The following is an 11615-nucleotide window of genomic DNA, read 5'->3' on the forward strand; positions in this document are numbered from 1 at the left end:
CATTGCCGCCATTCTTCTATGGCTCTGAACTTTGCAGAAGCGCCCTAGTGTTATGGCCGAAACGGCTGATTCCCGCCAGCAATGGCGAGTTGTCGTTGGGCCACGGCCCAACCTACAGGCTCCTGCTTCGTAGGTTGGGCCGTGGCCCAACAACTGCCCGCATGTGAACGGGGATCATTCGTTTGGATCAGAACACTAGTGATAACTCGACCCTACGGGACTGGGCGCTTCCGGTTCACCCAGCCTCTGCGGCCGGGATTATGTCGTCGGCCAAGATGGAGTACAGGTCGCTGATGTACCCGCCGGAGCGGGCCGGCCGCGTCGGGTCGGAGGTGACGACGACGGTCAGGCCCAACGAGGGCACCACGTAGACCATCTGGCCGCCGTAGCCGCGAGCGTAGGCCACCGCCCTGCCCCGCGCTTCCGTCAGGAACCAGCCATAACCGTAGTCGTCGCCGGAGAACGGGGAGCGTGCGCGCGGCTGCCATGAGGTTTCGATCCAGGCCGTGCTCAGGACCCTCGATCCCTGCCAGAGGCCGTTGCTCCGCCACATCTCGCCGAACCGGAACAGGGCGAGCGGCGAGAGCGCCATGTTGTTGCCGCCCATGTAGAAACCCTGCGGATCGCGTGTCCAGGGCTGGATGGCGATGCCGAGAGGATCGGCGAGCCAGTCGCGCGTGAGCGCGAGCAGGCTCCGCTTGGAGGCCCGGGCCAGTGCGGCACCCAGCACGTGATAGCTGCCCGTCGAATACAGCATCCGCTCGCCGGGTTCGGTGACGAAGGGCCGGCCGAGCGCGAAGGCTATCCAGTTCGGGCTTTCGACCCAGCGGCCGTAGTTGGGGCCGGAGGTCGGCTCCAGGCCGGCCTGCATCGTCAGGAGCTGGGCGACGGTGAGCTTGCGGACCCTTGGGTCGGCGGAGGACGGAACCAGCTCGGGCATGATGTCGGCAAGGGGCTGATCGACGCCGCTCAGGACGGCGCGGTCGAGCGCCATGCCGGCAAGCGTGGCGACGATCGTTTTGGACACCGACTTGACGTTTACCGGGCGGTCGAGGGCGGGGCCGCGAAACGCCTCCCCGAGCACGATGTCGCCGTTCAAGCCGACGATCAAGCCGTTGAGCTGGTCGAGGCGCGCTGCCCGCGCCTGTGCCCTGGCCAGCAGTGCGGGATCGAGGGACGTTACCGGGACCGAGGCGGGTGCCTCGGCGGCTTGGGCCAAGTGGTTCCAGGGCAGCGCCGCGCCGAAGGAAGCCAGGGCAGCCACCTTCAGTATGTCGCGCCGGTGGAAGTTTGGAGCGGGGGGAGCGATCTGAGCGGGACGTTTCATGAGCAGCTATTTGGACCGCGACGGTGCCGATCCAAGCGCCGCCGCGAACTCCCGCACTGGCGGAACCGGCCATGCGCGCGGGGGGTTCTGAAAGACCGGTCTTCGGTCTATGATGGGCTTTTAGAGGGAGTTAACCATGGCCACTCGAAACTGGTCCCGCTTTCCCAAGACTTACGTCCTGGCGTCGCGTCTGAACGATGGGAAGAAAGCGGCGAGCCTCCAGGAACTTGAAGACGAGATCGGAAGGGTTCTTGAGGGGGGGCTGGTCGGGATGGACACGGAGTCGCATTCCTACCGGGATATCCTTGGCCTGCTGGAAATCGTCGTTCACCGGGACATGCCGGCACGTGCCCGTGACCCTCAGTCGGAAACCGGGATTTACAAGCTGTTCGAAGAACGGACCCGGCTCAAGGATATCATGAAGGCGTTCGATGAAGCGAACCAGAGAGACAAGCTGGAAGTGAACGGGAAAGCCGTCATTGCGGTCGAAAAATTCTATATCGACTATCTGTGGCTCGAAAATCTGGTGCGGTCAGGACTGCCGCTTTCCGACGATCTGTTCGGGAAAGACGATCCGGATCTACCGAACAGAGTCCTTCGGGATGCGCTTACCAATGCTTCCCAGCACTTCACAGTTGCTTACTATTTCCTGGCGCAGAAGGACAAGTTGAAGCGGCCGAAAGACCCTGGACTGGCCCCGCAGAACGCCCTCAAGGCGCTGCTGGTCTCGCCGCCGGGATACGAGATGCCGCTATCCCAGGAAGAGCTGGTGGAGAAGATCGTCAAGCGCACCGAGGATGAACCCACGCGGTCCAGCCTCAGCCACGATTACACCCGACCGTTCCGCCATATCCCGTTCAGCGCCTATCCGTCGGCTGCCTCGAAGGTGCTGGGCGACGTGATCAACGATCCCAGGATAGCCTTCGATACGTGGTCCGCCGCCCATGGGGCATGGGTGTACCAGGATCAGATCAAGCAGTCCGCCCAGGCGGTGATCGGCCGGATGGGATCGGCGGACAGAAGGTCGTCGAGCGAGGCCTGATGGGACGGTCGCGGTGCCGGAATGCGGAAAGCCGGGAACTCCACGCGACATCCGGCGGTTCCCTCTGCCGTGGTGCACACCGCAGCCGCACCGAAAAGGATCAGTGAGAGACATGAAGGGAATTGTTTTGCGCTCGCCGGGCGGGCTCGACCGTCTGGAATCGGTCGAGATGCCCGATCCCGGCCAGCCCGGTCCGGGCGAGATCCGGGTCCGGGTCCATGCGAGTTCGCTCAACTACCATGACTATGGGGTCGTGACCGGCAGGATGCCGGCGGCGGACGGACGCGTTCCGATGTCGGACGGCGCCGGCGTCGTGGAAGCCGTGGGCGGCGGCGTGACGGAGTTCGCGGCGGGCGATGCCGTCGTTTCCTGCTTCTTCCCGACCTGGCAGGACGGTCCGGCGACGATCGGAGACTTCAAGTCCACTCCCGGCGACGGGATCGACGGCTATGCCTGCGAGACCGTGGTGCGGCCGGCGAGCTGGTTCACGTCGTCGCCCAAGGGCTACAGCCACGCGGAGGCGGCGACGCTGACCACGGCCGGGCTGACGGCTTGGCGCGCCCTGGTGGTCGACGGCGGACTGAAGGCGGGCGACGTCGTGCTGGTGCTCGGCACCGGCGGCGTTTCCATTTTCGCGCTTCAATACGCCAAGATGATGGGCGCCACGGTGATCGTCACGTCGTCGTCCGACGAGAAGCTGGGACGGGCGCGCAGCCTGGGGGCCGATCATACGATCAACTACCGGCAGCACGAGGACTGGGGCGTCCGGGCTCGCGACTGGACCGGCGGCCGCGGGGTCGACCATGTCGTCGAGGTCGGCGGGCCGGGCACGCTGGCGCAGTCGATCAATGCGGTGCGCGTCGGCGGGCACATCTCGCTGATCGGCGTGCTGACCGGCCGGGCGGGCGAGGTCCCGACCGCCGCGCTGATGGCGAAGCAGGCCCGCCTTCAGGGACTGATCGTCGGCAGTCGGCGCCATCAGCGGGAACTGGTGCGGGCGATCGAAGCGACCGGCACGCGGCCAGTGATCGACCGGAGCTTTCCGCTTGCCGAGATCGCCGACGCTTTCCGGCATCAGGAAGCGGGACGGCATTTCGGCAAGATCTGCCTGGAGTATTGAGGCCAAAGACCGAAGACATTGACCTATGTGGACAGTGTTTGTTGGGCCACGGCCCAACCTACAGGCTCCTGCTTCGTAGGTTGGGCCGTGGCCCAACACTTGCCGACCGCCAGTCAGACTCTACGGCCCCTGAGTCTTGAGATCAGGACAGCCAGATCCCATCGTCGATGGCGGGCGCCAGCTTTGCCTGGTGTTCCGCCGATTCCGAGAAGCCCAGCACGACCTCCGCCCTGGTCATGCCGCCCTGCATGCCGTTTTGCCACGCCTCGACGCCGGCGCCCTCCCCTTCCCGATCGAGAACGTTGCGGTAGAGCTGGCGGATGAAGCCCGTATCGTCCAGGGCGCCGTATTTCTGCTGGAACTCCAGCGAGCCGGCGAAGCCGTCGGCCGCCCGTTGCGCCGTCATGCCGTCCTTGAGCGCCGCCGTCCAATTGGCGAGGCCGAGGGCGTCCGGCAAGCGATCCAGCGTCGTGTCGTACAGCCTTGCCACGACAGCCGCCTGATCGTCGCGCACCCAGATGCCCTGCTCCACCGCCGGCCGCGTCAGCTGGACGTTCTCGGCAGCCTCCGAGAAACCCAGCACGACCTCGGCGCGAGTCATTCCGCCGGCCATGGCGTTGAGCCAGTTGTCGAGGCCGGCCGGATCGGAAGCGCGGTCGAGGACATTCCAGTACAGCAAATCGACGAAGCCGGCATCGTCCAGGTGGCCGTATCGGCCCTGGAACTCCGGCGAGCCGGTGAAACCGTCGGCTGCCTGACGGAGGGTCAGTGACGCGCTTTCCAGCACCGTCACCCAGGACTTGAGGCCGCCGGCATCCGGCGCGCGGTCCAGGGTCGCGCCGTAAAGCCGGAAGATCTGCGCCGCGGCATGTCCGGTGTCGGCGATCAGGCGGCCGTCGGTGAAGGAGAGGACCTCGACGCTCTGGAGGGTGTCGGTCCCTTCCGGTCCGGCGACCGTGCTGTGGCCCTGGACATCCAGCGTCACGTCATGGGCGCGGCGCGGTGCGTTCCAGACGGCGGTGTCGCTGCCGGGGCCGCCATAGACGAAGTCGTCGCCGATGCCGCCCCGAAGAACGTCGTTGCCGCCGCCGCCGTTCAGCATAAGACCCGCCGGTTCGGTACCGCCGTAGGAGCCGCCGTCCGAGGGTGCGAAGGACGTGCCGCGGATCGCCGCCAGGGCCTCCAGCTTGGATTGGACCAGCGTGCGCGTGTCGGCGTCGAGGATGCCGCCGGTATCGACCGAATTGTCGGTCCACGACCAGTAGGCCCAGGATTGACCGGCCGAGGGCATGCCGGCGTCGGTCACACCGTCGGCGTCAAGGTCTCCGTTCAGGGTGAGGACGAGCTTGGAGAGCCATTCCAGGTCCTTGGCATCCTGCATCCGCGTGCCGAACTCACCGAGCAGGACAGGCGCTATGTTCTGGCGCACGATGTAGCCCCACTGGGTGTCGAACACCTGCGGGAGCCGGGCGGCGAAGTCGTCGCCTTGGAACCAGGGCTGGGGGTGGACCGAGTTGGGATAGTCGTGGGCAGAATAGACCAGCTTGCCGCCGACCGGCAGGACGACGGGGTGGTCGGCGACGCCCTGGAGATTGCCGCCCCACCAGTAATAGCTGTCGTTGTACTTCTCGATGCCTTCGACCAGGATCAGCCAGTCGGGATTGACCTGCTGGATCGCGGCGCCGGCCCGTTCCGCCGCAGCCTTCCAGTCCGTCGCGGCGACGCCGTCGCCCCAGGTGGCCGACTTGTGCGGCTCGTTGTGGAGATCGGCCGCAACGACCGTGGCGTTGCCCTTGTAGCGTTGGGCGAGCATCACCCAGTCGTCGATCCAGCCCTGTTCGGTGAAGGCGCCGTCGTACCACAGGCCGTTAGCGTTGGGGCCGTCGCCGGCGCTGCTGCGGTGATGGTCCAGGATGATCCTCATCCCGAGCCGACCCGCGTAATCGACGATCCTGTCGATGATCTCGAGGCCTGACAGCCCGATCAGGTCGGGGTTCAGCGTTTCGCTGATATTGGTCGGCGTCTTGCCGTCGAGCAGTTCGGACGAGTAGGGCAGACGGATGGCGTTGAAGCCAAGATCCGCCATCTGCTTCATCATGTCCTGCCAGGCCCGGACGTGCAACCCGTCCGGCGAGGCGCGCGACGTTTCCAGTCCGAACCAGTTGACGGCGGCCAGCCGGACGGCCGCGCCCGTGGAGTCGATGATCTCGTTGCCGCGCGTCGATAGGAAACCGTCGGCTTGGTGGTCAGGCGCGGCTGGCGAGGGGCCGTCGTCGTCGTGGATGCGTCCGCTTGCCTCCCACCGCGCCGGTATGACGCCCACCGGCTCCGACAGGACCAGCTTGAGGGCTTCGTTGAGTTCGGGCGTCGTGTCGCCGGTCACCTCCACCGTGACGGTCGCGCGGGTCTGGCCTGGGGCGAAGGTCACGGTTCCGCCCGTGCTGGTGAAGTCGGTGCCGGCGACCGCTCCGGCGGTCGATGCCGTCTCCCAGCGGATGCTGACGGGGGTCGCGGAAGCGTGCGACAGCGTCAGCTCGAACACGAGCGGAGAGGTCCCGGTGTCGCCCTCGACCGTCCAGGCGTCGGTGACGGTGAGCGCCGGCGGCACTTCCGAGGATGGGCCGTCGGTGTCGAAAAAGACGGGCGGCGTCGGCTGTCCGGCCGCCGTGAAGCCGATGGTGGCTTTCTGGCCGGGCGCCAGCGTGCCGTTCATGTCGACATTGCCGAAGCGGGTAGCGCCCGCCGGTGCGATTAGGGCCGCCGCATTCCAGAAGGACTGAATAGCCCAGGGGGCGGTGAAGCCGAGCCGCCAGTCGGTGACGGCCTCGGCTCCATCGTTAAAGACGTCGATTTCCGCCGCGAACCCCTGGTCCCATGTATTGGTCGTTCGAAATACAGTTCTGATAGTCATGTTTTTGAACAACGTTCCTGATGAATGCAGATCATTTATGCACAACTTGATGGAAATATCGATTTGGTAATTGGACTGGGTACCGACGCATTGGAGATATTGTTTTGGTCCTATTGCGACTGTTATAGATGCTTGGGCCGAGTTACGGCCGTTGCAGCAGGGTCCCCGCCGTGCGGAGAACCGCCCGCGTGATGTCGCCGAGGCGGCTGCTTACGATGCGGCTGCGCTGCCAGAATAGCGGCACGTCGAGCGGCTGGTCCTGTATCAAGGCGATCAGCCGGCCGTTGCGCAGATGCTCGGCGACCAGCATCTCCGGGTTCATTCCCCATCCGAGGCCGACCAAGGCCGCATCGATGAACGATTGGGACGAGGGCAGCCAATGCGTGGGCGACGCGATGTCCGTTCCGAAGGCCTGCCGTATCCATTGCGTCTGGAGGCTATCCTTGGTGTTGAAGGTCAGGCGCGGCGCCCGCGCAAGGGAAGCATCGTGCACCCCGTCGGCGAAGTGCCGGCTGACGAACTCCGGGCTGGCCGTCGCAATGTAGCGCAGGGCGCCCAGCGGCGTGCTGTCACAGCCCTGTACCGGCTTGGCCCCAGATGTGACAGCTGCCAGAACCTCACCCCGGCGCAGCCAGTCGGCGCTGTGCTCCTGGTCGTCGATGACGAGGTCGAACAGGCAGTCCTGCGTCTGGGCCATGGCGGCGACGAACCACGTCGCGAGGCTGTCGGCATTGACCGCGATGCGTACCGTCACCTGCGGCCCCGCGTCCCGGATGCCTGGAAGCTCATGGCGCAGTTCGCTTTCCAGCAGCGCCACCTGTTCGACGTGCTGGCACAAACGCTGGCCCCCTGGCGTGCCGGTGCACGGGGTTCCCCTAACCACCAGGACCGTCCCGAGCTTCTCTTCCAATAGCTTGACGCGCTGCGAGACGGCCGAGGGAGTGACGTGAAGCTGCTGCGCAGCGCGTTCGAAGCTGCCGGTGCGGATGACGGCCGCCAAGGCGGACAGCAGGGCATAATCCAGCACGAATTAGCACTCCTTAACTAAGGTAACTATCTTTAAGGATGCTAACGCCGCCTGGCATGCTAGTGAAGCCGCCATTCGCAAACGAGGTGGCCCGTCATGCTGTCTGCTTTCTTCCCCGGCCTTCTGTTAGGTCTCAGCCTGATCGTCGCCATCGGCGCACAGAATGCCTTCGTACTCCGTCAAGGATTGCGCGGCGAGCACGTCCTGGCGGTTTGTCTGACCTGCGCGGTTTCGGATGCCGTGCTGATCCTGGTCGGCGTCGGCGGCTTCGCCCAAGCCAGCAATTGGGTTCCGTGGCTCGAAACGGCGACACGGTATGCCGGTGCGGCTTTCCTGCTCGTCTACGGCCTGCGCAGTTTCTGGGCCGCGGCCCGCTCGGGCGGTGCGCTGGCGCCGGCCGATACCGTTCCCGTCAGCCTGGGCGCCACGCTGGCGACGTGTCTCGCGCTGACATGGCTGAACCCGCATGTCTACCTGGATACCGTTGTGCTGCTCGGTTCCGTGTCCACGCAGTTCGCGGCGAACAAGGGGCTTTTCGCTGCTGGAGCGATGACGGCCTCCTTCGTCTTCTTCTTTTCGCTGGGTTACGGTGCGCGCCTGCTTCGGCCCGTGTTCGCCCGGCCGGGTGCGTGGCGGGTGCTGGAACTGGGCATCGGCATCGTCATGTGCACGATTTCGGTGGCGCTGGTGGCCTGACCCCTGGGCCGGAGGCGGGCAGCCATGCTTGCGGTCGTTCCGGCACGGTTCAGCAGTGGCTGGAAATCGGAGCCAGTTGGCAGACGCCTGTACGGGAGGCTCTGGGCGGCAGAGTCACTACTGGATGGGCATAGCCACAACCGCTGCCGGCCAAGCATTCCTTTGCATCGAGTGAACCACTTCGAGGCGGCTCGGCCTTTGCTCCGGCGAATAAGTGCATCGTCAATGCGTATACGATGAGCAGGCTCACAACTGATATGGCAAGGACGCACACCCTGCGATCCGTCAGTTTGCCGGTTTGAGCCTTGATGATGTTGGTGAGCAATGCATTGCGCCAGAGCTGAAGACGAATTGCTAAAATGTACATCAATACTTGGCTTGTGCAATCTCGCTCATTGATAGCTGTCTTACCCGTTGGTCTTACCCTATCGCGGACCGACATCGCTCATCAGCACCGATGTCGCCGATCGGAGCGATCAACGCAGGTAATGGATATGGGGGCGCGCATGATGGGCGGACAGCTCGACGCGCGCTTCGACCGAGAAGACATCCTTCAACAGATCCTCGGTCAGCACATCGCCCGGATGCCCGGACGCGACGACCCTGCCCTGTCTCAGGACGACCAGTCTGTCACAGAACATGGCAGCGTGATTGAGATCGTGAAGAGCGATGATGCTGGTCACCGAAAGACCGGAAACGAGCTTCAGGAGACCGATCTGATGCTGGATGTCGAGGTGATTGGTCGGCTCGTCGAGAAGCAGTTCCTTCGGCGTCTGCGCCAGCGCCCTGGCTATGTGGACGCGCTGCTTTTCGCCGCCCGACAGGCTATGCCAGTAGTCATCGCGCTTCCCGGTCATGCCCGCCTTCTCCAGCGCGTCCTCGACCGCCTGCTCGTCGGCCGGCGACCAGCCCGAGAACATGGAGCGATGCGGAAACCGGCCAAGCTTTACGACATCGATGACCTTCAGGTTTGCGTTCGTCGTCGCGTGCTGCTCGACGAAGGCGACACGCCGCGCGATCGACTGGCGGGAGATCGACCGGACATCCTCCCGCTCAAGCATGACCCGGCCGGAATGCGGCGGCTTCAGCCCGGCGAGCAGGCGCAGGAGGGAGGTCTTGCCGGACCCGTTCGGTCCGAGCAGACCGAGCATCTCACCCGGTGCAGCCTCCAGCGAGACCGTATCGAGGACGGTCTTGCCGCCGATCTTCCACGTCAGCTGTTCAGCCCTGATGCTCATGATGCACGCTGGAACCGGTAGAGAATGATCGAAAAGAAAGGCACGCCGACCAGCGCCGTGACGACGCCGATCGGCAGGGTCTGCTGCGGGATCAGGACCCGCGAAGCGATGTCGGCCAGCACCATGAAGATCGCTCCCCCGATCGCGCAGGCCGGCAGCAACCGGATATGCGTCGGCCCGACCAGGAAACGGGCGACATGCGGCACGACGAGGCCAACGAAACCGATCGAGCCGACCATGCTGACGATGGTGGCCGTCATCAATGCGGTCAGCGCGAAGAGCTTGATCCGCACCCGTCCGACATCGACCCCGAGCGACGACGCCGCCTCGTCGCCGAAGGCGAAGGCATCGAGAACCCGCGCGGCGAGCAGACAGGCGGCAAGTCCGAAGCCCACGACGGTGGATACCAGCACGAACTCGGGCCAGCGCACGCCGCCGAAACTGCCGAGCAGCCAGAACATCACGTCGCGTGCCTGCTGCGCGTTGCCCGAGGTCGTCACGATATAGGACGTGGCGGCGTTGAAAAGCTGGGATGCGGCGACGCCGGCCAGGATGGTCCGGTCGGCGCCGCCGCGCGTGCCGTTCGACAGGAGTGCGACGAAGAAGAAAGCCGCGAAGGCTCCGGCAAAGGCACCCGCCGACAGCGAGACGGCGCCGGACCCGATGCCGAGGATGACGATCGCAACGGCGCCGGAGGAGGCGCCGGCCGATATGCCGAGGACATAGGGTTCGGCGAGCGGATTGCGCAGGAGCGACTGCATGATCGCCCCCGACAGCGCAAGGCCGGCGCCGCAGAACGCCGCGACCAGCGCCCGGCTGAGCCTGTAGTCCCAGATCACGGTCTCGTGGATGCGGCTCAGTTCGACCGATGTCCATCCCAGCCGGTTGGTCACGGCGGACAGTGTCGTGGAGAGGGGTATCGGCAGATCGCCGATACCGACGCTGACCCCGATGACGAGGGCGATAGCCAGCAGAGAGGCCGAAAGCACAGCCCCGAGGACGGTCAACCTGCCGACCATATGCCGCGTTTCGGTCACTTCAGCAAACCGAGCGTCTTCAACTGCCCGGCCACCTGCTCGGCACCGTAAAGGGTCCGTACCGTCGGGTTCATCGCCTGGCCGTCCATGACGACCATCGCGTTGTTCTTGACCGCTGGCATCTGGCTGACGGCCGCATCGGTAGTCAGGAACTTGATCTTGGCTTCCGGCCTATCGAGTTCCCACCTGTTACGGTCGAGATTGGCGACGACGATGACATCGGGATTGGCGGCGATAATGCCCTCCCAGCCCAGCGTTGGCCATTCCGACTCAGATGCGATGGCGTTCGTGCCGCCAAGAAGGTCGGCGATGAATCCCGACGCGCCGTTCTTGCCACCGAGATAGGCGTCGGCGGACGGCGAGGGGCTGGAGAACCAAAAGACGTAGGAGAGCTTCCGGGCGTCCTTCGGGACATTGGAGCGGAGCGCCGCCTCGCGTGCCTTGAAATCGGCGATCAATGCCTGGCCGTGATCCGCGACGTCGAAGATCCGGGACAGCTCATCGATCTCCTGGTAAAGCTGATCCATGCTCCAGAGCTGCGAACGGCTGCCATACACATCCTTGGCATTTTTGGTGTCGAGACATGTGCTGGGCGACAGATAGGTCGGGACGCCAACCTTGTCGAAATCCCCGCGCTTGGCGACTTTGCTGTTCGGGCCGAGCAGGACGGGCAGCGCAGCCGCGACGAAATCCGGGTCTTCGACGAGGATCGATTCGAAGGTTGGGAACTCGACGGTCAGGAGCTTGACCTTGGCATTCATCTCGGCCAGCTGCGGCATGACCTTGCTGGGCCAGAAGGCGGTGCCGACCATTCTGTCCTGCAGGCCGAGGAGCAGAAGGATTTCGGCGCTGTTCTGGCCGAGGCCGACCGCCCGCTTCGGCGGTTTCTCGATGGTGACCTGCGTGCCGCAGTTCTCGATGGTCAGCGGATAGCGCGTCGGGTCGGCCAGGGACGGCGACGCGGCAAGACCGATCACGGCAAACAGGCCGGATAGGGTCAGTAGCGATTTCAGTACGTTCATCGGAGCGTCCTAAGCCGGATGGTCTTCATGGTTCGTCGACAATGGCCTGCTTGTCGTCGTGGGCGGAACTGTCGGACCCGAAGAGTGATCAAGTTCATCAAAGTCCCTGGACGTGTCCCCTCCCGGTTTTCGCCCGACTGGAACTCCCCGTTGGATGATCTGGCTGAGCCGCACCCGGCCGGGCCAGGTGCCGAG

General features: G+C 64.8%; 9 protein-coding genes. 3 read left to right on the forward strand and 6 right to left on the reverse strand.

The features are described 5' to 3' along the window. Nucleotides 1-235: 235 nt before the first annotated feature. On the reverse strand, nucleotides 236-1327 hold the full coding sequence (locus N826_RS28320; RefSeq protein ID WP_063772334.1) for a serine hydrolase domain-containing protein: 1092 nt from the start codon (nucleotides 1325-1327) through the stop codon (nucleotides 236-238). Nucleotides 1328-1463: 136 nt separating this feature from the next. Between N826_RS28320 and N826_RS28325 the strand changes: the two genes are divergently transcribed. Both N826_RS28325 and N826_RS28330 read left to right on the forward strand, forming a co-directional pair. Next, nucleotides 1464-2369 carry a hypothetical protein gene (locus N826_RS28325; RefSeq protein WP_044434397.1) on the forward strand — a complete coding sequence of 302 codons (906 nt, stop codon included), beginning with the start codon at nucleotides 1464-1466 and terminating at the stop codon, nucleotides 2367-2369. Nucleotides 2370-2481: 112 nt separating this feature from the next. After that, nucleotides 2482-3489, forward strand: coding sequence for a zinc-dependent alcohol dehydrogenase family protein (locus N826_RS28330; protein ID WP_044434399.1), 1008 nt, complete (start codon nucleotides 2482-2484; stop codon nucleotides 3487-3489). A 142-nt stretch (nucleotides 3490-3631) separates the two neighbouring features. On the opposite strand, the gene N826_RS40605 is transcribed toward N826_RS28330, so the two are convergent. Both N826_RS40605 and N826_RS28340 read right to left on the reverse strand, forming a co-directional pair. After that, the gene (locus N826_RS40605; RefSeq protein WP_052832202.1) at nucleotides 3632-6400 is read right to left on the reverse strand and encodes a DUF4214 domain-containing protein; all 2769 of its coding nucleotides are present in this window, start codon (nucleotides 6398-6400) and stop codon (nucleotides 3632-3634) included. A gap of 142 nt (nucleotides 6401-6542) precedes the next feature. Further along, a complete protein-coding gene (locus tag N826_RS28340) occupies nucleotides 6543-7427 on the reverse strand; it encodes a LysR family transcriptional regulator ArgP (RefSeq protein ID WP_044434401.1) in 885 nt (294 codons plus the stop codon). 96 nt (nucleotides 7428-7523) lie between these two features. On the opposite strand from N826_RS28340, the gene N826_RS28345 reads away from it, so the two are divergent. Then, nucleotides 7524-8123 (forward strand): LysE/ArgO family amino acid transporter, encoded by a 600-nt coding sequence (locus tag N826_RS28345; protein ID WP_044434402.1) that lies wholly within the window; start codon nucleotides 7524-7526, stop codon nucleotides 8121-8123. Nucleotides 8124-8599: 476 nt separating this feature from the next. Here the strand turns inward: N826_RS28345 and N826_RS28350 are convergent, their stop codons facing one another. From N826_RS28350 to N826_RS28360, 3 genes are read right to left on the reverse strand one after another with little or no spacing between them, the layout of a single operon-like run. Continuing rightward, nucleotides 8600-9361: an ABC transporter ATP-binding protein gene (locus N826_RS28350; protein ID WP_044434403.1), complete on the reverse strand. Its 762-nt coding sequence runs from the start codon at nucleotides 9359-9361 to the stop codon at nucleotides 8600-8602. Continuing rightward, on the reverse strand, nucleotides 9358-10398 hold the full coding sequence (locus N826_RS28355; RefSeq protein WP_044434405.1) for a FecCD family ABC transporter permease: 1041 nt from the start codon (nucleotides 10396-10398) through the stop codon (nucleotides 9358-9360). Before N826_RS28355 ends, N826_RS28350 begins: the two co-directional genes overlap by 4 nt. Next, the gene (locus N826_RS28360) at nucleotides 10395-11420 is read right to left on the reverse strand and encodes an ABC transporter substrate-binding protein (RefSeq protein WP_044434407.1); all 1026 of its coding nucleotides are present in this window, start codon (nucleotides 11418-11420) and stop codon (nucleotides 10395-10397) included. The genes N826_RS28355 and N826_RS28360 overlap by 4 nt, the downstream gene beginning before the upstream one ends. Nucleotides 11421-11615: the final 195 nt, after the last annotated feature.

It is taken from the genome of Skermanella aerolata KACC 11604 (assembly GCF_000936425.1).
In the GTDB taxonomy this organism is placed as follows: domain Bacteria; phylum Pseudomonadota; class Alphaproteobacteria; order Azospirillales; family Azospirillaceae; genus Skermanella; species Skermanella aerolata.

Coding starts and splice junctions, on each gene's coding strand:
- N826_RS28325 (WP_044434397.1), top strand. CDS start 1,464: ATGGCCACTCGAAACTGGTCCCGCTTTCCCAAGACTTACGTCCTGGCG.
- N826_RS28330 (WP_044434399.1), top strand. CDS start 2,482: ATGAAGGGAATTGTTTTGCGCTCGCCGGGCGGGCTCGACCGTCTGGAA.
- N826_RS28360 (WP_044434407.1), bottom strand. CDS start 11,420: ATGAACGTACTGAAATCGCTACTGACCCTATCCGGCCTGTTTGCCGTG.
- N826_RS28350 (WP_044434403.1), bottom strand. CDS start 9,361: ATGAGCATCAGGGCTGAACAGCTGACGTGGAAGATCGGCGGCAAGACC.
- N826_RS28320 (WP_063772334.1), bottom strand. CDS start 1,327: ATGAAACGTCCCGCTCAGATCGCTCCCCCCGCTCCAAACTTCCACCGG.
- N826_RS28345 (WP_044434402.1), top strand. CDS start 7,524: ATGCTGTCTGCTTTCTTCCCCGGCCTTCTGTTAGGTCTCAGCCTGATC.
- N826_RS40605 (WP_052832202.1), bottom strand. CDS start 6,400: ATGACTATCAGAACTGTATTTCGAACGACCAATACATGGGACCAGGGG.